Source organism: Thioalkalivibrio sp. ALMg9 (assembly GCF_000380625.1).
In the GTDB taxonomy this organism is placed as follows: Bacteria; Pseudomonadota; Gammaproteobacteria; order Ectothiorhodospirales; family Ectothiorhodospiraceae; genus Thioalkalivibrio; species Thioalkalivibrio versutus.
Genome location: NZ_AQYC01000009.1, coordinates 281809 through 301761, shown reverse-complemented (window position 1 = coordinate 301761; position 19953 = coordinate 281809). Strand labels below are relative to the sequence as shown.

The window sequence follows — 19953 nt, the reverse complement described above, 5'->3', positions numbered from 1 at the left end:
CGCATCAAGAGGGCGGGTGTTGTCCCGTGAACGGTGCGTTTCGCGATGCTCAACGCACCCTACGACGCTCTACGGCGCGTTCCCCAGCCACCGCCGCAGGCCGCCGCTACGGCGGATCTGGCGCTGGCTGGCCGCAACCAGCGTGCCCGCACGTGGCTCCAGCAGGCTGAACCAGCGGCTGGCGCGGGTGATCGCGGTGTAGGCCAGCTCGCGGGTCAGGATCGGGCTGTCCGCGTCCGGCAGCACCAGGGCCACGTGCTCGAACTCCGACCCCTGGGCCTTGTGCACCGTCAGGGCAAACGCGGTCTCGATGGCCTCCAGGCGGTTGGGCAACACCCAGCGCACACGCCCGCCGTCCCCGGCGGCCAGGAACGCCACCCGCAGCACCGAGTCTTCGCCCTTGGTGGCATCCGAGTCCGCCTCCGGCTCGCCACGCGCCAGCCAGGCCGGGACGGCCAAGGCGATCCCGATATCGCCGTTGATCAGCCCCAGCGCGTAGTCATTGCGCGTGACGATCACCGGGCGCCCCTCGACCCATTGTCCGCCGGCCCCCGGCCCGTCCATCCGTCCCGCGTCCCCCTCGAGCAGGCCGCGCGCCTGCAAGGCCGCGGCGACGCGCCGGTTCAGCGTCTCCAGCCCCCACGGGCCGCGGCGCACCGCGCACAGGAGCTGGAACCGCCCGTGGGCCGCCAGCACGTCGCGCGCCCAGTCCTCCCAGGCCGCGCGCGGGGCCGCCGGGGCCGGCCGCGCCGCGCGCAGGCCCTCGAGATAGCCCGCATAACCCACCGCCTCGCCCTCCGGCGTGTCCGCGCGCCCGTCCACCGCGAGCGTCACCAGTGCCGGGTCCTCGGGCCCAGCGAGTACCTTTTGCCGGACGGCATCGTCCCCGTCCGGCCCATTCAATGCCTCGCCCGTGTTCACCGCCGCGGCCAACCGCCCGATCCCGCTGTCCGCGCCGAAGCGATGACTCTCGCGCAGCATCACGATGTGCTGGTCCAGCGCCTGACCGGCCGCATCCTGCATGGCCGCCGGCACGGCCATCCCGGTCACGGCCTCCAGCCAGTGCGCGGTCTGCGGCGTGTAGTGCCCGCCCCCGGCGCGGTGGCACAGTTCGCCCAGCACCGCGCCGGCCTCCACCGAGGCGAGCTGATCGCGATCCCCCAGCAGGATCAGGCGCGCCGTGCGTGGCACGGTCTCGACCAGGCTCGCCATCAGCTCCAGGTCGATCATCGAGGCCTCGTCCACCACCAGCACATCCACCGCCAGCGGGTTGCGCGCCCCGTGGCGGAAGTGCCGGGTATCCGGGCGCGCCCCGAGCAGGCGGTGCACCGTCACCACCTCGGCCGGCAGGTTCCGGCGCAGCGCATCGCCATCGGGCAGCTGGTCCAGCCCCAGGCGATCCAGCGCCCCGCTGACCGAGGCATTCAGGCGCGCCGCCGCCTTGCCGGTCGGCGCCGCCAGGCGGATGCGCAGCGGGTCGTCCGGACCCTGCAACCCCTGCAACAACGCGAGCAGTCGCAGCACGGTGGTGGTCTTGCCGGTCCCCGGCCCACCGGTAATCACGCTGAAGCCGGACCCGGCCGCCAGGGCGCAGGCCAGGCGCTGCCAGTCCGGGTCAGTGGCAGCCTCCGCCGGCGGTCCGAACAGATGATCGAGCCAGTCCCGCGCCGCCTGCGCGTCCAGCGCACCTTGCCAGGCCTCGCGGTCCGCCAGGCGCGCGCTAATGGCCTGCCCGATGCGGCGCTCGGCCTCCCAGTAGCGGCGCAGATAGACCTGCGTGCCGGTGAATACCAGCGGTGTTCCGGCCACCTCGCCTGGCCCCGCGAGCGGGCTCCCGTCCAGGGCCTGCGCAAGCTGGGCGGCGGACACACCCTGGAGAACCGACGACGGCCGCCGCGGCGGCTTTGATCCCGGCTCACCCTCCGGCGGCAAGGCCAGCGTGGCATCGGGCGCTTGCAGCAACGGCTCCAGTTCCAGGCACACATGGCCGCGCCCGACCTGATGGCTGGCCAGCGCCGCCAGCAGCAGGGCCAGCGGCGACGCCGCCGGGGCCTGCTCGTGCAGGAAGCGCACCAGCGCCCGGTCCACGCCGCGCAGCCAGCCCGCCTCCTCCCACTCGCGCAGCAGCTCGAGCACGGCCTCCGCAGACGCCAGGGGTCCCGCAGGCATCACCGTGCTCATACCGTCGCCTCCCGGTCCGGACCGGCCGCCATGCGGTGATCCAGCCATTCAATCAGTGCACGCGGCGGACAGTGGTGGAACACCCCGTGCCCCGGCGCATCCACGCCACGCAGGAACAGGTACACCCCGCCACCCATGTGCTGGTCATAGTCGTAGCCCGGCAGGCGCGCGGCCAGCTGGCGATGCAGTGCCAGGGTGTAGAGCACCAGCTGCAGGTCGTAGCGGTGTTCCAGCACCGCCGCCTGCAGGCGTTCCGGGGTGTACGCCTGGGCCGAAGTCCCCAGCCAGTTGGACTTGTAGTCCGCCACGTAATAGCGCCCGCCGTGCTCGAAGACCAGATCGACGAATCCCTTCAGCATCCCGTTCAGGGTCACGTTCCCCAGCGGCGGGCGCGGCTGTCCGGCCAGGATCTGCGCGCGGACCCCCTGATCCAGCTCGCCCGCCTGCAGGTTGCGCGTCGGATACAGGAACTCCAGCTCCGGCTGATAGGTGGTCAGGCCGCCCAGACTGAAATGTTCGCCGTCCTCCAGCGGGAAGGCGACCGCAAGCAACTGCTGCATCCAGTCCGCGACCGTCTCCGACCACTCGCTCCAGCCCCGCCGCTCGCAGCGTGTCGCGATCTCCTGCGCCATCCGTTCGGGATCTGCCGCCTGCGCAGCGAGCCCCTGCTCCGCCGCCCACTCCAGCAGCCCGTGGAGGAAGGTGCCGGGCCCGGGCCCGCGCGGGAAGGCATGCAGCCCACTGGCCGCGCGCGACTCGGGCTCCGGCGCCTCCAACGGCGGCCGACTCGCATCCGCCACCCCCTCGCGCAGCACGTCCTCGCGCGCCGAGTCGGGGGCCACTGGCGCGACCCCCTCGTCATGCGCGGCAATCGCACTGTAGCTGGCCACCCACCAGCGCTCGAAGCGGCGCGTCGGCGGCACCCGGGCCGGCCCCGTCGCGGTCGTGGCACTGCCCATCTGCGCGGCCACCGCGCTCGCCTCCGGCAGCGCCCCCACATGAATCGCCGATGCGTCGCCGGCTGCATCCCGCAGCGCGGCCTCCAACCCGCCGTCCTGCACCCCCGCGGGTCCGGCCAGCAGGTATCCGGCCGCGGTGCGGTCGAAGTGATTGGTCTTGCTGTTTCCGGAGACGATCGGCGCAATCCCCAGCCAGCAGGCATGCCGCGCGCGGGTCATGCCGACATACAACAGGCGCAGATCCTCGGCCAGGCGCTCGCGCTCTGCGCGCTCGAACACCTCGCCGTCCATGCGGAATACCCAGCGCGCCCCACCCTGCGGCGGATGGTCGCGGTAGGGCACATCCTTGGCCGTATCCGTCTGACGGAAATTGCAGACGAACGGCAGGAACACCAGCGGATACTCCAGCCCCTTGGACTTGTGCAGCGTAACCACCTTGACCAGGTCCTCGTCGCTCTCCAGACGCAGGACCTGCTCCTCCCCGGTCTCGCCTTCGCCGCCGCGATGTTCTGTCAGGTGCCGGATCAGGGCCTGCTCGCCATCCAGCTCGGCGGCCGCCTGCTGCAACAGCTCGCTCAGATGCAGCAGATTGGTCAGGGCACGCTCGCCCTCGGCCGTGGCCCGCAGCCGGCGCGGGACCTCGAAGTCGTGCAGCAGGCGGCGCAGCATCGGCAGCACCCCGCGCGACTGCCACAGCCGCCGATAGTCGCGGAACTGCTCGACGCGGACCTCCCACGCCAGCTCGTCCAGCGTCAGCCGATGCAGTTCGGCCAGCGACTGCCCCAGCGTCGCGGTCGCCAGCGCCGCGCGCAGCAGGCGTTCACTGGTCGGCTCGGCGCAGGCGCGTAACCAGCGCAGCAGGTCTCCCGCCTCGGCGGTCGCATACACCGACTCGCGATCGGACAGGTACACACTGCGCACACCCCGCCGGCGCAGCTCGGCACGGATCGCATCCGCCTCGCCACGCCCGCGCACCAGCACCGCCATGTCGCGTGGCCGTACCCCGGTCAATGCCTCACCTTTGCGGAAGCCACAGCGACCGGCCATCCCGCCGTTGAGCAGTTCCACCATGTAGCTGGCGCAGGCCTGCGCCATGCGCTCGCGATAGGCGCCCTTGGGCACCGGCTCGCCCGGATCAAAGCACCACAGCGTGACGGCCGGCATCGCCTGTCCATCGTTCTCGAAGACCTCCGCACGCCCGTTCGCGTCCACCGGCAGAAACGGCAAGGGGTTCTCCGTTCCCGAGCGGAACAGGAAGGCCCCGTCCTGCCAGCCCTCGGCATGCTGGAACAGCCGGTTCACGCCCTGCACCAGGGCATCGGTCGACCGGAAGTTTCGCTCCAGCGTGTAGTGCCGCCCGGCGGTGGCCGCGCGCGCGGCGAGATAGGTATGGATATCCGCCCCGCGAAAGCGATAGATCGACTGCTTGGGGTCGCCGATCAGCAGCACGCCCAGATCGCGCGGGTTCTCGTCGATGCGGTAGACGCGGTGGAAGATCCGATACTGCACCGGATCGGTATCCTGGAACTCGTCGACCAGCGCCACCGGAAACTGGGCGCGCAGGGTCGCTGCCAGGTGTTCGCCACCGGGTCCGTCCAGGGCGTCGCGCAGCCGGGTCAGCAGGTCGTTGAAACCCATCTGCGCGCGTTGACGCTGGGCCTGGCGAAACCGCGCGTCCACCTGCCGCGCGGCCGCCTGCAACAGGCGCTCGCGGTCGTCCACACAGACCTCGGCATGATCGTCCAGCCCCGCGAAGGCCGGATGCAGATCGTCCGGCAGCGCCTGCCCCGCCTTCAGCCGGGCCTGCATCCCGGCCGCGCTGAAACGCTCCAGGGGCGAGTCGCCGGAGACCCCGCCTGGCCGCAGTGCGCCGGGGTCCGCCGCCCAGTCGCGCATAGCCCCCAGCAACTTCTCCGGGTTGCTGTACTTCTGCTTGTTCAGCACCGAGTTGCGCAGCGTCTCGAACTGCTCGGCCACCGCCGCGAACGCCTCGCGCCAGGGCCGCTTCATGGCCTCCAGCCGCGCCAGCCGATCGCCCAATGCAGCTGCCAAGCCTTCCGGCGTCTCCAGCTCCACATCCGCCGTGTGGGCCGGGAGATGCCCGACCAGCGGCCGGATCTTCTGCAGTAACGTGTCAGGATCAGCACCGAAGGCGTTGCGCAGCAGCGCGAGTGGCGCCGCCGGTTGCGGATAGACAAAACGGCGCCAGTAGTCGCGCGCCGCGTCCGCCAGCAACTCCTGCTGGTCGCTCGCCAGGTCCTGGGTGAACAGGCTCCCGCTGTCGAAGGCATGCTCGCGCAGCATGCGGTAGCACCAGCCATGAATGGTGGACACCGCGGCCTCGTCCATCCACTCCGCCGCCAGCTCCAGCCGGCGCGCGGCGCCCGGACGCTCCGCCTCCGTGTATTCGGCGCGCAACTGCTTGTGGATGTCCTGCACGCCCGGCACCGCATCCGGGTCCTCCGCGCGGAACACGCGCGCGGCGATCGCCAGCGCGTCGCGGATGCGCTCGCGCAACTCCTGGGTCGCGGCCTCGGTGAAGGTCATCACCAGGATCTGCGGGGGCGTCAGCGCGACGGTGCCCTCGGGCAGCTCGCCGTGCCCCAGCACCAGGCGCAGATACAGCGCGGCGATGGTGTAGGTCTTGCCGGTGCCGGCACTCGCCTCGATCAGGCGGCTGCCGTGCAGGGGCAGTCCCAGCAGATCCAGCTTGTGGGCGGTCGCGCTCATGCAGGGTCCTCCGCCTGATTCACCACGAAAAACACCGGCCGGTAGATCCGGTCGCGCCAGAAGGCAAAGTCCGGGTCGTCCAGCAGGGTCTCGGGGTCGGGCCAGGCACGCGCCAGCGCCGGGCTGCGCGACCATTCGCCGGCGGCGAAGTCATTCCCGGCCAGGGTCTTCAGCGCCTCGTCATACGGATCCTTCGACCCCTCCTCCGCCGCGAGCCAGGCAAAGGCGGCGGCGCAGGCCAGCGGCAGCGGCCGCTCCTGGCCGGCCGCCCAGGCCTCCAGCAGCGTCCCCAGCAACTCCTCGGCCAGCCCCGGCTCCAGCCCCGGGAGCTCCAGGCGCTTGTCCAGTCCAACCAGTTCGGAGTCCACGCCGCCCGTCCCGGCGTTGGCCAGCAGATGCATCACCCAGGGCGCCATCAGCTTGTCGAAGCGCCACTTTTTGCCATCACCAATGCGGCTCGCGGTGTAGTCGAGGCATACCCGCGCCTGCCCATCGCTGCGCAGGGCGGGTGGCACGGCCTCCAGGCCCCAGTGCTCGTGTTCCAGACGCAGGGGCCGCGCGGCCGGCAACGACTCGGGGTACAGCGCATAGCGCTCGCCGATCCGCTCCAGCAGCCGCGCGGCCTCCTCCACCATCGCGCCGCGCTCCAGCTCGCCTGCCGCACCCAGCGGCAGCCGGCCCGCGCGCTGCAGCCGGGCCGACTCCGCCTCCAGGATGCTCGGCCAGGCCTCCGCGTCGTCGGTGGTCTCGAGTGCCGCCGCGACCAGTTGCTGACGCACCTGCCACTGCTCCAGCCCGGCCAGGCCAAAGGGTTCCAGGTCGTCGCCGGCCTCTTCCTCCTCGTCGAAGAACACCCCCAGACGATGGCGGAAGAACGCCTCCACCGGGAAGCGCAGAAAGCGCGTCAGTGCCTCCGGCCCCAGGGCGCGCGGCTCGCGCTCGGCCTCCAGCAACGGCACCGCCGCGGGGGCGCCACCAGCGGCATCCGCCGCAGCGCCCGGCGCCACGTCATGCACCGCCTCCCACTCCCGCGCGTAGGTAAAGTGCCGATCGCCGGCGGCGTCCGCCACCGGGAAGTTCACCGGGGAGAACGGCTGCAGCGGGTGCCAGGTGGTCAGGTGGTCCACCAGGGCCGGGCCCGCCTCCGGCCCGTCGGACCCGGCCAGCCCCCAGCCCGCCGCCAGGTGATCGCGCAGCTGGCCCACCAGCACCGACGGCGGGCGCGGCTCGTTGTCGCGCACATGCCGCCCCACCCAGCTCACATGCAGCTGGCGCCGCGCGGAGAGCAGCGCCTCCAGGAACAGGTAGCGGTCGTCCTCGCGGCGCGAGCGATCGCCCGGGCGGTAGTCGTTCGCCATCAGGTCGAAGTCCACCGGCGTCGGGCTGCGCGGGTAGTCGCCGTCGTTCATCCCCAGCAGACAGACCACCTGGAACGGGATCGCCCGCATCGGCATCAGGGTGCAGAAGTTCACCTGGCCGGCCAGGAAGCGCTGGCCCACCCCGGAATCGTCCTGGCTCGCCAGCCACTGCTCGCGCACCACCGCCAGCGGCAGGGCCTCCTCCAGGCCGGCCGCCGCGCAGTCCTCGCGCCATTGATCCAGGGCCTCGCCCAGTTGCTCCAGGGTGAACAGCTCGGCATCGGTCTCGGCCGCGAGGAACTGCTCCAGCAGCCCGCCCAGATGCACGGCCCAGTCTGCCGGCGCATGCGCCTGGCGCAGCCACGCCCAGGCATCCTCCAGGGCGGTGATCAGGGCGTCCATCGGCCCCAGCAGCGCGGCACTCAGCCCGCCGATCTCGTCGTAGGGCTCCAGGCCCTGCCACGGACCCTGGTCGCCCAGCGCATAGCCCAGCAGCATCCGCCGCAGGCCGAAGCGCCAGGTGTTCTGCTCCAGCCCCTCGGGCAGGCCTAACCCGGCGCGCTGCGCGGCATCCAGCCCCCAGCGCACGCCCGACCCCTCGGCCCAGCGGTGCAGCTGGCCCAGGTCCTCCTCCGCGATCCCGAAGCGCCGGCGCACCGCCGGCACGTCCAGCAGGTCCAGCAGCTCGCTGACGCCCATCCGGCTCTCCGGCAGTGACAACAACTGCTCCAGCGCGATCAGGACCGGATCGCGGCCGCGCGGACCCTGGTCCGACAGCGTGTACGGGATAAACCGGGGATCATCGGTCTCCGGCTGGCCGAACACCGCCTCTATGTGCGGGGCGTACTGATCGATGTCCGGAACCATTACGATCACATCGCGCGGGCGCAACGACGAATCGCGCTCGAAGTGGTCCAGCAGCCGGTCGTGCAGCAGCTCCACCTCGCGCAGCGGGCTGTGCGCCACGTGGAACTGGATGGAATGGTCCTCCGCCGGGACCGCGGGCCAGGTCTCCCGGGTCTCGGCGAGTGGGCGCAGCTCGCGGATGTCCTCCTGCAGCTGGTGCAGCAGGCAGTCCTCCGGCCCGCGCGTGCCGTGTGGCTCGAAGACGTCGACGCGCTCCCAGTCCAGCGTGCGCAGCACCCGGCCGTAGTGTTCGGGGTCGTCGTGTTCGTCCAGCAGCCCGATGTAGTCGCGTCCCTGCTTGCCCCAGGCCGCCAGCAGCGGGTGGGCGTGGTTGTGCAGCTCCGCCTCGTCGAGGGCCTCGGGCATGCCCGCCTTGCGCACCTGGCGCCGGCGCGTGGCGCGCAGCAGGTCTTTGTCGGCCACGATGTCGGCCCAGTAGTGCTCGCAGGGGTTGTGCACGCAGACCAGCACCTGGCAGAAGCGCGCCAGGCCCTCCAGCGCCTCCAGGATCTGCCCCGGCAGCGAAGAGATGCCGAACACGATGATCCGCCGCGGCAGGCCCGCCGGGCGCTGCTCCAGCGCGCGCACCGCATCCATGTACCGGGCATGCACGGCCGAGCGACTGACCGCCTCGCGGGCCGCACCGATATCCGCCTGCAGCAGGCGCCACAGCTCGGCCTGCCAGCGCTGCCCTGGGGCCAGCTCGCGCTCCTGGCCGCGGGCGTCGCGCAGGATGTCGCGCCCGGCTGCCCAGTCGGTCAGCCAGTCGGCGCGGTACACCTGGTACTGATCGAACAGGTCCGCCAGGCGCTCGGCCAGCTGGAAACGCTTGCGCAGGTCGCCCCCCTGCCCCGGATCGTCGTCCTGCAGGAACTGGCGCAGCGGTGCGAAGGCCTCCTGCGCCAGGCACTCGGGCAGCAGGCGCATCAGCCGCCAGGTCAGCGGGCGCTTGGCGTAGGGCGATTCCAGCGGGACGGCCTCGGCCCCTAGGACCGCGCGATAGGCGGACCACACGAAGCGCGACGGCAACTGCATGTCCAGCGCCGCCGCGATCCCGCAGCCCGGCGGGTCGGCATCCGGCGGCGCGGCCAGGGCATGCCGCAGCCACTGCGCCATGCCGTTGCTCTGCACCAGGATGGTCTCGTTCTCCAGCGGACCGAGCGGCGCACGGCGCATCCACTCCACCGCCAGCGTGCGCAGCGACTCCAGGTGATTGCCATGCAGCACCACCATCCCTGGCTGCAACTCGCGCGACTCCACCAACCCGGCTCCTTGATCCATTCGGGAAATGCCGCGCAGGGCCTCAAGGCCCGCGTGGTCCAGATGCGCCTACCCTACCATCCCCAGGCGACGATCCCCGTCGCGGTATTCACCGTTACGGCGTGAAATCCGGCCTATCCTCAAGGCAACAGGCTTCAGGCCCGAGGCGCAGCCAGCAAGGCCTCGAACTCGAGCGCCGGCACCGGGCGGCTGGCGTAGAACCCCTGATAGTGGTCACAGCCCAGCTCGCGCAGAACCGCGAGCTGCTCGGCGGTCTCCACGCCTTCCGCCAGCACGGTCAGCCCAAGGCCATGGCCCAGGCCAACGATGGAGCGGGCAATGGAGCGATCGTCCGCGCTGCCGGCCGCATCGTCCTCGGCCAGGCCGTCGACGAAGCTCTTGTCGATCTTGAGCGTATCCACCGGGAAACGCTTGAGCTGCGCCATGGAGGAGTACCCGGTGCCAAAGTCGTCGATGGCGAAGTGCACCCCGCGCTCGCGCAGGCGCATCAGGATGCGCCGGGCCCGGCTCGGGTCCGCCATCAACGCGGACTCGGTGATCTCCAGCTCCAGTTGATCCGCCGGGAACTCGAAGTCCTCCAGCAACTGGCCCACCTGCTGGTCGATCGGCACCCGCTGGAACTGCAGCGCCGAGACGTTCACCGCCAGGCGGATCGGCGGATAGCCCGCCGCGCGCCAGCGATGGCCCTGCTCGATCACCCGGCGCAGCACCCAGCCCCCCAGCTCCACGATCAGGCCGGTCTGCTCGGCCAGCGGGATAAAGCGCCCCGGCGAGATCGGACCCAGCTCGGGATCGGTCCAGCGCAACAGCGCCTCCGCCCCCAGCAGACGCCCGTCCTCGACGTTGTATTGCGGCTGGTAGTGGACCTCCAGCGCATCCGCCTCGATGGCGCGGCGCAGGCGCGCCGACAGGTCAATGCGCTCGCGTGCCGCACGGGTGAACTCGTCGGAGTAATACCGATAGCTCCCGCGCCCGTCCATCTTGGCCTGCGACAGCGCGGTACTCGCCTGCTGCAGCAGGGTGTCGGCATCCACCCCATGGTCGGGGAAGACCGCGATGCCAACCGTCGCGGCAATCTCCATCTCCACGCCGTTGCCGAGATCACAGGGGTAGCCCACCTCGCGGATGATGTTCTCCGCCACCAGCGCGGCATCGTCCACATGCCCCAGGTTCTCCACCAGCACCGCGAACTCGTCGCTCGCCAGGCGGGCAACGGTATCGGTTCCGCGCCGCCCCACCTGCAGGCGCTCACCGACGATCTTCAGCAAGCGGTCCCCCGCGGCGTGGCCCTGGCTGTCGTTGATGTCCTTGAAGCGGTCGATATCCACGAACAGCAGCGCCAGATGCCCCTGGCGGCGACGCATCAACGAGATGCCGTGCGTCAGGCGTGCGCGCAGCAAGCGGCGATTCGGCAGCTCGGTCAGCGGATCGTGATGCGCGAGGAAGTCGAGCTCCGCCTCCGACGCCTTGATCCGCGAGATATCCGCGAACACCGACACGTAATGTGTAAGGTGGCCCTGCTCGTTGCGCACCGCGGTAATGCTCTGCAACTCCGGGAAGATCTCGCCGTTCTTGCGCCGGTTCCAGATCTCGCCCTGCCAGTGACCGTTCACCTGCAGCTCGTGATACATGCTGGTGTAGAACGCCTGATCGTGGCGCCCGGACTGGAACATCTTCGGCGTGTGCCCCACCACCTCGTCCTGGGTGTATCCCATCAACTGGGTAAAGGCCCGGTTCACCGACAGGATATGGGCGCTGGCATCCGTAATCACCACCCCTTCTCGGGTGTTCTCGAACACCACCGAGGCCAGGCGCTGCCGCTCTTCCTGTTCGCGCTGTTCGGTGATGTCCCCGACCGTCGCCACCACCCGGTCCAGCTCGCCCTGCGGCGTGCGGCTGCACTTCACGTCGATATCCGCGACCATCACCCGCCCGTCACGGCGCAGCAGGCGTTTCACCACGCTATAACCCGGACGGTCGCCGCGGCGCATCTCGGCGTCCAGCACCGCCTCGCAACCACGATCCTCGGGTATGGCCAGGCGGTCCCAGTCCATCGCCGCCAACTCGTCCGGCGCATAACCCAGCATGTCGGCCAGGCACGCATTCATGCGCTCCCAGCCCTGACCCCGCGGTCCGGAAATCGCCATGCCGACAAACGGCATATCGAAAAAGATCCCGAGCAGCCGATCTTGATCGGCGTGAGCCCGCACCAGGACCAGGTTGCGCCGCAACCACTGCTGACGCCACAGCAACGCCCCCGCCCCGAGCACGACCAGCCAGACAAACAGCGTGGCCCCGGCCGCCCACGCCCCCTGCTGCCTTGGCAGCGCCTGAAGCGCGTCGAGATCGCGCTTCAGCACCAGGTCCCAGCCAGCGGGTGCCAGCCCCTGTACACCGGCAAGGAACGGACTGTCCCCATCTTCAAAGCGCTCGATCACAACCTCGGCACGGGGATGATCCAGGACCCGTTCGCGCAGCCGCGGGAAGGCCGCAGGCGCCGGGATAATCAGGCCTCCGGACTCGGTGATCCTGGCTATCATGGCGCGCTGGTCGCCCTCGCGCACCACGATATGCGCCTGGGCATCCATGCCGTTGCGATTCTCGGTCAGGGTCAGCAACGGATGCAGGTTCTCGAGCGTCGATGACAGCAGCACCAGTCCCACCACCGGATCCTGCGGCGCCGCCCGGTCGCGCACCGGCACCGCCCAACTGATCCGCGGGCGCCGGTCCGGGTCCGCGTGCAGGATCGGCTCACTGGTCTCGCCACTGCGGCGCACCTCGCGCAGCACCGCGTCCATCGCGGCCTCGTCGAGGGCACTGCGGCCCAGTTCGATCACCGGCTGACGATCCGCGTCCAGCAGGGCCACGCTGTCGTAATCATAAGCCGTGCGCATCAACTCCAGGCGATCGAGCACCTGCTCCAGCGCCAGCGTCGAACGCCGCTCCAGGGCCGTGACCGCGAACAGGTTGAAGCCCCGCGCCTCGCCCAGAACCATCGCGTCGCCGGTGCGCTCCGCCAGCCATTGGTCGATCACGCCGCCCTTCAAAAAAGCCGCGCGTTGCAGATCCTCACGCGCCTGCGATTCGGCGGCGGCCCCCTGCAAATGCCACGCGCCCAGCCCTACGCCTGCGGTGGAGGCGATCACCGCCACGGCCAGCACCAGCCAGGGCCAGGAGCCGAAACGCGCCAGCTCCTCGCGCGCACCCGTACCCGGCGCCTCGTCGCGCCAGGCCGGCAACCAGCGCATCGCAAGATAAAGCAGCGCCCCGGAGACCAGCACGAACCCAAAGCCCTTGCCCAGGTTCACCCGTGTCAGGGCGGTCGTGATGTCCGCCCCCGCCCACCAGGCCAGCGCCACATCGGACAGGGCAATCCACAACAGCCCCAGCACGACATAGGCACCCGCGATCCACCCGGCCGCAAAGCGCCGCGACACCTGACGCCGGGTCGTCATCGGCGACGCCCGCACGCGCTCGACGCGGACGCAAAAAAGCGCCGCGCCCCGTTTCCGGCCGGCGCGGCGCCCCATCGGGCCGAATCACTGCTAGTCGCGTCGCTTCTCGTCAATGCCAACGGCATCTGCATCGGGGGGCACCCCGTCTCCATTCAAGCGTTCATTGCACATTCCAGGGAAACCGGCGGGCCGTCATCCCCTCGGCCCCAACAACAAGGGACCCGCCGAAGCGGGCCCCATTGCACCGGGCACGTCAGATCCAATCCAGCCTGACGCCCGGCCTGCGGTACCGGACTGTACCGGATTGCGTTACTCGGCGATGGCCCGCTCGATAATCGCCTCGATCTCCTCGGAAGACTTCTCCATCACCTCGGCCACGCCTTCCGGCATCATCGGCAGGAAGTCCGGGACATTCATCCGCGAGATGAACACATCCCCCTGGCTGTCCTGATAAACGCTCACCCGGCAGGGCATGAAGGCGGAAACCGGGCGATACGCATCCTCTTCCAGGATCTGCGCACTATAGCGCCCGCTGCACACGTCCAGGATCACCACCGGATCAATGGTGAAACCGCGCTCGGACAGCGTCCCGGCCATGTTGTTGCGGTTCAGGATGCTCCAGCCGGCCTCGGACGCCTCGCGCTCGAACGCGGCCAGGGTCTCCGGGAACGAATGCGGGCTCTGCGTCACCTTCACCATCTCCGGCTGCTGGTCGCCATGGTTATCGGCCTGCGCCGCACCGACGAACGCCAGCGCCAGCAGCATCGCCACCAGTGCGAGGAACCGCGGGCCGTGGCGCATGGTCATCACTTTAGAATGCATCATGGTTTCTCCTTTCCCGGGAAGCGGGAATGCTCGTGATCGGCTGCCTCTTCGGTACGTTGGAGGCAGCAACGGTTATACAGGATAGCGCCCAACGAGCCCGGCTATCTTGATGCAGGTCAACCGAACACGAATCAGACCCGTTCTACACGGGTACAACCGACGTCACCAACATCGCAACCAGGAGATCGACATGGAAGCCACACTGAAGGACGGAACGGTCACCCTGAAGATCGACAAGAAGACCGCGAAGGGCATCGCCGAAAACATCACCGAGCTCGAAGGCGAGATCAGCAACGGCGCGCGGGCACTGGGCTCCGTGCTGCAAGACGGCATCTACGAGCTGGAAAACGAATTCCGCCAGCCGCCGCATGCCTTCGACGAGCAGGCCCCCAAGCAGCCCTCCATCGAGGACTGAGCCCGCCGCCGCAAAGGCATCATCGACTCACCACAAGACACTAAGGAGCAGCACATGCACCTGGAAAAAGCGGAAAACGGGGAACTCGTCATCACCATGCCCCAGGCGGAAGCCGCCGACGCCCTGGCCACGCTCAAGAAGCGCGCCGACGAACTCGACGAGTGCGAGGAGCTAACCGAAGCCCTGGAAAACGCCGGCATCCAACTACCGGAGCAACCGGACCACATCCGCCACGAATACATGCCCCCCGCCGACCACTGACCCGGCACCCGCCCCACACCCCGTGGGGCTGGCCCAGTGCCACCACCGCTGCAAGAGACCAGGCCCCTGGGCGATACGGGTCCAACCAACCCGCAATCGCCGAGCGGCTCGGCTCCTGCACGGCCCGGAGCCACAGAAGGTGCAAGGCCCGACCCTCGTGGGAGCGCCGCAGTCCGCGCCCCCCGCCAGACCCGCCCCCTGCACACCCCCGGATCCTTCTCCTAGCGACCACAGCCCTTAATCCCATCATCGCGAGGAGCAAAGCGACGTGGCGATCTCCTCGATCGACCCAAACGCCCGCCCATTAGTCCAGCCGTACTACCCGGCACGCCTCCAACAAGCTCCGAGCCCCCGAATCACCGGAGGAAAGCCTTCAACGGCGCCTCCTACCCATCGGAAAGCCACCTCTCCTTCACAAGACCCGCAAAGAGAAAGAGCCGCCTCGGCGTCCATGCCCAGGCGGCTCTTTCGGGGGCATCCTTGTCCCCGCGGCAAAAATTAACACAGCGACAAAATTATTCCATCCACACACCAGGAAAATACGTCAGCGGTCGATTTCCGCCTCTGAGCGGTCATTTCGCCTCCCGTCGCAGCCCGTGATTCGCGACCCAACGCACTTCTTCCGCCCCTACTGCCCCACCGCGACACCCCAGCCCCCGCAGTCAGCCCACCAGAGCGCCAGGCCTGAACCCGGCATCCCGAAGCCGCTTCCCCACCTCGTCAATCCGGGGCGGGCCCTCCCCCGTCATCGCGAGGCGCAAAGCGACGTGGCGATCTCCTCGAGCCACCCAAACGCCCGCCCATTACCTGCGACCGTAGCGCCCCACCCGACATCCCAGCTGCAACCCCACCACTACAATGTCACCCCGGCCGCAGCCCCCACCCCGTCATCCCGGCCACCGCGCCCCCCCTTACCCCGTCATCCCGGCCGCAGCGCAGGGAAGAGCCGGGATCTCCAGCGCTGGATCAACCCCAATGTCGAAGATCTCGAATCGCCGCCGAAGAACCAGCAGTCGCGGGCCAACCTGCCCGAAAGCCGGGCTTCCTTCACCACACCCAGAAAGAGAAAGAGCCACCCCAGCATCCTTGCCCGGGCGGCTCTTTCGGGAACGTCCGTGTCCCCGCGACAGAAACTAGCACATAAAGTAGAGGATTCCAGCCCCGCAGCAGAAAAACCCGCCAACGGTCCATGTCCGCCTGTCAACGGTGGATTCGCAGGGTCTCACGAGTGCCACACACGGCTGCCCTTACCCGTTTCTCCGATCCCGCATCCCGGAATTACGGGCGCCGAGCACCGGCCCTGGAGCACATGCGCCCCTGGCCGGGGACGAACCCCCGCAACATACTCAAGCGGCTACCTCCACTCCAGCCGCAGCGCGACCCCGTCATCCCGGCCGTAGCGCAGCGAAGAGCCGGGATCTCCACCGCGTAAGTCACCCCCAACGCACGAGATCCCGGCAACCGGCTACCTGGGCCGCGGTTTCCGGGACCGCGAAGGATGGGAATGTGGCTTTCCGGTGGGGGTGAAGCTCCCCCGAAATCCCGGGGCCAGGGCACCCTCTAGTGGCCCAGGGCCTGAACCGCCACCGGGGCAAGGCACCCACCGGCGAGCGCCCACAAACACTGAATCCTGCGGCACAAGGCCCGCTCCCCGATAGGTGCTCAGCCCTCGGCGCGCACCCCCGCGCGTCGCAGCCCCAGCAGCCAGGGTGCAGCCCACCTCTGAGAAGCATTCGATGGATCGCCTCGGTCCGGGCGGCCCTCAGCCCTGCAACAGCGCCTGCGTATCCGGATCCAGCGCCCCCCAGTGCTGGCGCAACCGCTCGGCCAGGTCCGCCGGCTCCAGCAGCATGACCGGAACGGACAAGTCCGCCGCACGCTCCCGCGCCTCGGCCGAAAACCCGCCGGGGCTCACGTACATCCCTCGGTCCCCGGCACGCCGACCGCTGGCAAAGGCCTCCAGCTCGTCCAAATCCGTTTCCGCCGACGGATCACGCGCCACACCCACCACCAGCCGCGGCAGATCTTCGCCACCCGCCGCAGGCACCATCACCCGCTCCAGCCACGGGCGGGCATCCTCCTCCGGCACCGCGACCTCGACATACCCCATAGCGCGCAGCAACCCTTGCACCAGCCGAACGCGGTCCGCAGTCCCCAGTTGTTCCAATCGCTCAGTCCAATCGTCCATCTTGATCGCTCTCCCGGAGTGCCCACACCCCAAACGCTACCGGAACCTTGCCGAATGTACACGCCCGAATCGAGTTTCCACGCAGCCAACGCGCGGTGACGCCCATGCAGGCTCGCTGCACACTCAGGGAAACGCTCATCCCATCCATGCACCCGTCCGGGCCACAGGACCCCATCCCCACCCGGTCATGCCCGCCGCAGCACCACCCTTGCATCGCGAGGAGCAAGGCGACGACGCGCTGTACAAGGCCACCCTCCACCACCGGCCTAACCCTGTGGGAGCGGGCTCGCCCGCGAAGCCCCCGCCAAAGCCCGAAAACCACCAACCCTTTCAACGAAACGCCACGACCGCCCACCCCACTCTGTCATCCCGAGGCGCGCAGCGACGCGAATGCCATCCCAATCATCCCGGCCGCAGGGCCCCACGACGTCATCCTGGCCGCAGCGGCCCCTAAGCCCGTCATCCCGGCCGTAGCGTAGCGAAGAGCCGGGATCTCCCACGTCGGAACCACACCAAACGCCAGAGACCCCGGATAACCGCAACGCGTTGTCCAGGATGACGAAGGATGGAGATATGGCTTTTCGACGGTGCCGGAAGCCGAAGAGAGGGACGTGATGCGGCTGCTAGACAGCAAAGGACGCCGCGTCCGGTTTGAGGGGCCAGGCCAACGCCGGATCGGCCAGAGGGCTGGCCTCCCACAATACCGGTGGCCCGAACCTTCAGGAGGTCAGGCCCGATCCTCCAAATGCAGTCGGAGCCGACGCCCCGTGGCCTCCGCATACCGGCAAAGGGTCTTCCAGGTAGGGGCCGACCGGCCACCCTCCAGCCGCGCCACCACCGACTGCGTGGTCCCCATGCGTCGGGCGACTTCTGCCTGGCTGAGGCCCGCCCTGGCGCGCGCGTCGAGCAGCGCCTCGATGAACTCGAACTCCGGCCCCAGCTGCTCATACTCGCGGCGTACCTCCGAGTCTTCCAACAGCTCGGCTTTCAGTTCCTCATGGGTCTTCATCACAGATACTCCTCCCACCGCTTCCTGGCCGTATCAATCGCCCGACGCGGGGTCTTCTGGCTTTTCTTCACGAAGACATGCAGAACAACCACCTCGCGTGAAGCTGCGCAGACATAAAGGGCTCGAGCAATCCCGTTACGCCCCTTCAGCCGCAACTCCCAGATCTTGCCCTCCACCATGCCGCGCATGGGGCATACCTAACACCCCCGGGCCGTGGTCCTGAATCACATCCACCAGTCGCAGATAGCGAGCCTGAAGATCCGGCGGCAGCGCCCTGATCTCCTTCTCGGCGAGTGGTACGACACGCACCGTCCATGGAGTATATCGCATTTTTGCTATCTTCCTTCGCCATCCATGGCGTAATACCGTCCCCGAAGCCACTCAAGCCGAAGCGCCACCGACCCCGCGATCGCGGCCGCAGCACCACCCCGTCATCCCAGCCGCAGCGCCACCACTACAATGTCATCCCGGCCGTAGCGCCGCCCCACCTCGTCATCCCGGCCGCAGCACCACCCCACCCCGTCATCCCGGCCGCAGCGCAGCGAAGAGCCGGGATCTCCCACGCCGGACCAACGCCAAACGCCAGTACCACCACCCACGCCAAAGATTTCGGATAACCGCGACGCGGTTTCCAGGATGACGACGCATGGGACCTGGCTGGGACGTAGCGCGGAAACCCGCAAACCGAACTACAGCCGAACCCGATCCCCCGATCCCCGCCCCAGCACCGTCAACACCAGATACCGGAAATATGCCCGAACCGTCAGCGCATCCAGCATCTGCCGGTCCACCTCGGCCAATTCGCGCGGCGTGGACATATCGATCCCGCGAATCTGCGCCAGCCCGGTAATCCCCGGTCGTGCATCGAGCACTCCGCGCGCCGCCCGCTCCTGCAGGAGCTCTTCCTGGTTGAACAACCCCGGCCGCGGCCCCACCAGGCTCATCTCGCCCTTCAGCACATTCCACAGCTGCGGCAGTTCATCCAGCTTCGTCTTGCGCAGAAAGCGCCCCAGGGGCGTCACCGCCGAGGCCTCGGCCAGATGCGTCGCCACCGACGCCGTATCCGGCCGCATCGTGCGGAACTTCACCAGCACAAACGGCCGCTGATGCCGCCCCACGCGTTCCTGCCGAAACAGCGGCGACCGCGACTCCATCCAGCCCAGCACCCACAAAACCAGCAACACCGGCGCCGCCACCACCAGCCCCAAAACCGACAACACCACATCCAGAACCCGTATCAAAACACTCTCACCTCTATTACTACATGTAGGCGCCCAGCCCCCTGGGCGATCACCACGTTAACCCATACCCCATCGGCCAGAGGCTGGCCACCTATGCCAAACGCCACACCCGTCGGAGCCGCCTCGGCGGCGAAGCCCCCGCCAACGCCAGAAAACCACCAACCACCCCGTCATCCCGGCCGTAGCGCCGCCCCAAATCGTCACCCCGTCCGCAGCGCCGTCCCAAATCGTCATCCCGGCCGTAGCGAAGCGAAGAGCCGGGATCTCCCACGTCAGGAAAACACCAACGCCAGTACCGCCACTTACGTACGAGATCCCGGCTCTCCGCTGCGCTGCGGCCGGGATGACAGCAGGACCGCAAGCCAGCAGCGTAGGGTATTCGAAGCCCCAGCAAGGGCATTCCCGGTACATCCCGTATTCACGGAACGATTGGCCAGGCGACACACTCGAACATATAATCCCACTTATATGCTTGGCAGGAGGAATGTATGGGCCAAATCACCATCTACCTCGACAATGACCACGAACAGCGCCTCAAGCGCGCAGCTCAATCGGCCGGCATCCCCGTCAGCCGCTACGTCGCACGGCTGGTAGAAGAAAACACCCGAACCGAGTGGCCCGACTCCGTCCGCACCCTGGCCGGTCAATGGAATGACTTCCCCACGGCCGAGGAACTGCGCGACACGTCCCCGGACAGCCCCCGCGAAGCGCTGTGAAATACGCCCCGGACACCAACACCCTGATCTATTTCTTCAAGGGTCACGGCAAGGTCGCCGAAAGCCTGCTGGCCACAGCACCCTCCGACGTCCTCGTTCCCGCCATTGTGGTGTACGAGCTCGAAACCAGCATCGCCAAGTCCAGCGAGCCCGAAAAACGCCAAAAGCAGCTGGCCGAGCTACTCGATGTCGTCACCGTCCTCCCGTTTGACCGACCCACCGCCAGCCATGCCGCCCGCATACGCGCCCACCTCGAGCAACAGGGCACACCCATCGGCCCCATGGACACACTGATCGCCGCCACCGCCCTGGCCCACAACGCGACCCTCGTCACCCACAACGTGGCCGAGTTCCAACGGGTCCCCAGTCTCCCATTCACCGACTGGTTCACCTAACCCGCAAGCCCCTCCGGCCATCCCGACCACACC

Annotated in this window: 14 protein-coding genes; 4 read left to right on the top strand and 10 right to left on the bottom strand. The window is 68.8% G+C overall.

The window, feature by feature from the left end; translation table 11 throughout:
• Positions 1 to 69: 69 nt before the first annotated feature.
• From recD to F792_RS0110540, 5 genes are all read right to left on the bottom strand, one after another.
• On the bottom strand, positions 70 to 2181 hold the full coding sequence (gene recD / locus F792_RS0110560; protein ID WP_018169566.1) for an exodeoxyribonuclease V subunit alpha: 2112 nt from the start codon (positions 2179 to 2181) through the stop codon (positions 70 to 72).
• Entirely contained in the window at positions 2178 to 5870 is a 3693-nt protein-coding gene (gene recB, locus F792_RS0110555; protein ID WP_018169565.1) for an exodeoxyribonuclease V subunit beta, read from the bottom strand. The genes recD and recB overlap by 4 nt, the downstream gene beginning before the upstream one ends.
• On the bottom strand, positions 5867 to 9367 hold the full coding sequence (gene recC, locus F792_RS0110550; protein WP_038084858.1) for an exodeoxyribonuclease V subunit gamma: 3501 nt from the start codon (positions 9365 to 9367) through the stop codon (positions 5867 to 5869). Before recC ends, recB begins: the two co-directional genes overlap by 4 nt.
• A gap of 182 nt (positions 9368 to 9549) precedes the next feature.
• Positions 9550 to 12870 (bottom strand): bifunctional diguanylate cyclase/phosphodiesterase, encoded by a 3321-nt coding sequence (locus F792_RS0110545; RefSeq protein WP_018169563.1) that lies wholly within the window; start codon positions 12868 to 12870, stop codon positions 9550 to 9552.
• A 309-nt stretch (positions 12871 to 13179) separates the two neighbouring features.
• A complete protein-coding gene (locus F792_RS0110540; RefSeq protein ID WP_018169562.1) occupies positions 13180 to 13677 on the bottom strand; it encodes a DUF302 domain-containing protein in 498 nt (165 codons plus the stop codon).
• 208 nt (positions 13678 to 13885) lie between these two features.
• Here F792_RS0110540 and F792_RS0110535 point away from each other — a divergent pair, with 208 nt between their 5' ends.
• Together F792_RS0110535 and F792_RS0110530 are read left to right on the top strand one after the other, a co-directional pair.
• Complete coding sequence (locus tag F792_RS0110535) at positions 13886 to 14110, top strand: hypothetical protein (RefSeq protein ID WP_018169561.1); 225 nt, start codon at positions 13886 to 13888, stop codon at positions 14108 to 14110.
• Between the two features lie 54 nt (positions 14111 to 14164).
• Positions 14165 to 14371: a hypothetical protein gene (locus F792_RS0110530; protein WP_018145901.1), complete on the top strand. Its 207-nt coding sequence runs from the start codon at positions 14165 to 14167 to the stop codon at positions 14369 to 14371.
• Between the two features lie 1762 nt (positions 14372 to 16133).
• Here F792_RS0110530 and F792_RS0110525 read toward each other — a convergent pair.
• The 5 genes from F792_RS0110525 to F792_RS0110510 all read right to left on the bottom strand — a co-directional run bounded on the left by F792_RS0110525 (position 16134) and on the right by F792_RS0110510 (position 18809).
• Positions 16134 to 16559: a restriction endonuclease gene (locus F792_RS0110525; protein WP_018169560.1), complete on the bottom strand. Its 426-nt coding sequence runs from the start codon at positions 16557 to 16559 to the stop codon at positions 16134 to 16136.
• A 727-nt stretch (positions 16560 to 17286) separates the two neighbouring features.
• Positions 17287 to 17568 carry a helix-turn-helix domain-containing protein gene (locus F792_RS0110520; protein WP_017926249.1) on the bottom strand — a complete coding sequence of 94 codons (282 nt, stop codon included), beginning with the start codon at positions 17566 to 17568 and terminating at the stop codon, positions 17287 to 17289.
• Complete coding sequence (locus F792_RS15020; RefSeq protein WP_231362643.1) at positions 17568 to 17756, bottom strand: type II toxin-antitoxin system RelE/ParE family toxin; 189 nt, start codon at positions 17754 to 17756, stop codon at positions 17568 to 17570. Before F792_RS15020 ends, F792_RS0110520 begins: the two co-directional genes overlap by 1 nt.
• Positions 17704 to 17898, bottom strand: coding sequence for a type II toxin-antitoxin system RelE/ParE family toxin (locus F792_RS15120; protein ID WP_369772412.1), 195 nt, complete (start codon positions 17896 to 17898; stop codon positions 17704 to 17706). Before F792_RS15120 ends, F792_RS15020 begins: the two co-directional genes overlap by 53 nt.
• Positions 17899 to 18257: 359 nt before the next feature.
• The gene (locus F792_RS0110510; protein ID WP_081620143.1) at positions 18258 to 18809 is read right to left on the bottom strand and encodes a sugar transferase; all 552 of its coding nucleotides are present in this window, start codon (positions 18807 to 18809) and stop codon (positions 18258 to 18260) included.
• 488 nt (positions 18810 to 19297) lie between these two features.
• Between F792_RS0110510 and F792_RS0110505 the strand changes: the two genes are divergently transcribed.
• Together F792_RS0110505 and F792_RS0110500 are read left to right on the top strand one after the other, a co-directional pair.
• Positions 19298 to 19525, top strand: a complete 228-nt coding sequence (locus F792_RS0110505) for a hypothetical protein (protein ID WP_018169558.1) — start codon at positions 19298 to 19300, stop codon at positions 19523 to 19525.
• On the top strand, positions 19522 to 19920 hold the full coding sequence (locus tag F792_RS0110500) for a type II toxin-antitoxin system VapC family toxin (RefSeq protein WP_018169557.1): 399 nt from the start codon (positions 19522 to 19524) through the stop codon (positions 19918 to 19920). Before F792_RS0110505 ends, F792_RS0110500 begins: the two co-directional genes overlap by 4 nt.
• The last annotated feature ends 33 nt before the right edge of the window (positions 19921 to 19953 follow it).

Coding starts and splice junctions, on each gene's coding strand:
- recC (WP_038084858.1), bottom strand. CDS start 9,367: ATGGTGGTGCTGCATGGCAATCACCTGGAGTCGCTGCGCACGCTGGCG.
- F792_RS0110525 (WP_018169560.1), bottom strand. CDS start 16,559: ATGGACGATTGGACTGAGCGATTGGAACAACTGGGGACTGCGGACCGC.
- F792_RS0110530 (WP_018145901.1), top strand. CDS start 14,165: ATGCACCTGGAAAAAGCGGAAAACGGGGAACTCGTCATCACCATGCCC.
- recD (WP_018169566.1), bottom strand. CDS start 2,181: ATGAGCACGGTGATGCCTGCGGGACCCCTGGCGTCTGCGGAGGCCGTG.
- F792_RS15120 (WP_369772412.1), bottom strand. CDS start 17,898: ATGCGATATACTCCATGGACGGTGCGTGTCGTACCACTCGCCGAGAAG.
- F792_RS15020 (WP_231362643.1), bottom strand. CDS start 17,756: ATGCGCGGCATGGTGGAGGGCAAGATCTGGGAGTTGCGGCTGAAGGGG.
- F792_RS0110520 (WP_017926249.1), bottom strand. CDS start 17,568: ATGAAGACCCATGAGGAACTGAAAGCCGAGCTGTTGGAAGACTCGGAG.
- F792_RS0110545 (WP_018169563.1), bottom strand. CDS start 12,870: ATGACGACCCGGCGTCAGGTGTCGCGGCGCTTTGCGGCCGGGTGGATC.
- F792_RS0110535 (WP_018169561.1), top strand. CDS start 13,886: ATGGAAGCCACACTGAAGGACGGAACGGTCACCCTGAAGATCGACAAG.
- F792_RS0110505 (WP_018169558.1), top strand. CDS start 19,298: ATGGGCCAAATCACCATCTACCTCGACAATGACCACGAACAGCGCCTC.
- F792_RS0110540 (WP_018169562.1), bottom strand. CDS start 13,677: ATGACCATGCGCCACGGCCCGCGGTTCCTCGCACTGGTGGCGATGCTG.
- recB (WP_018169565.1), bottom strand. CDS start 5,870: ATGAGCGCGACCGCCCACAAGCTGGATCTGCTGGGACTGCCCCTGCAC.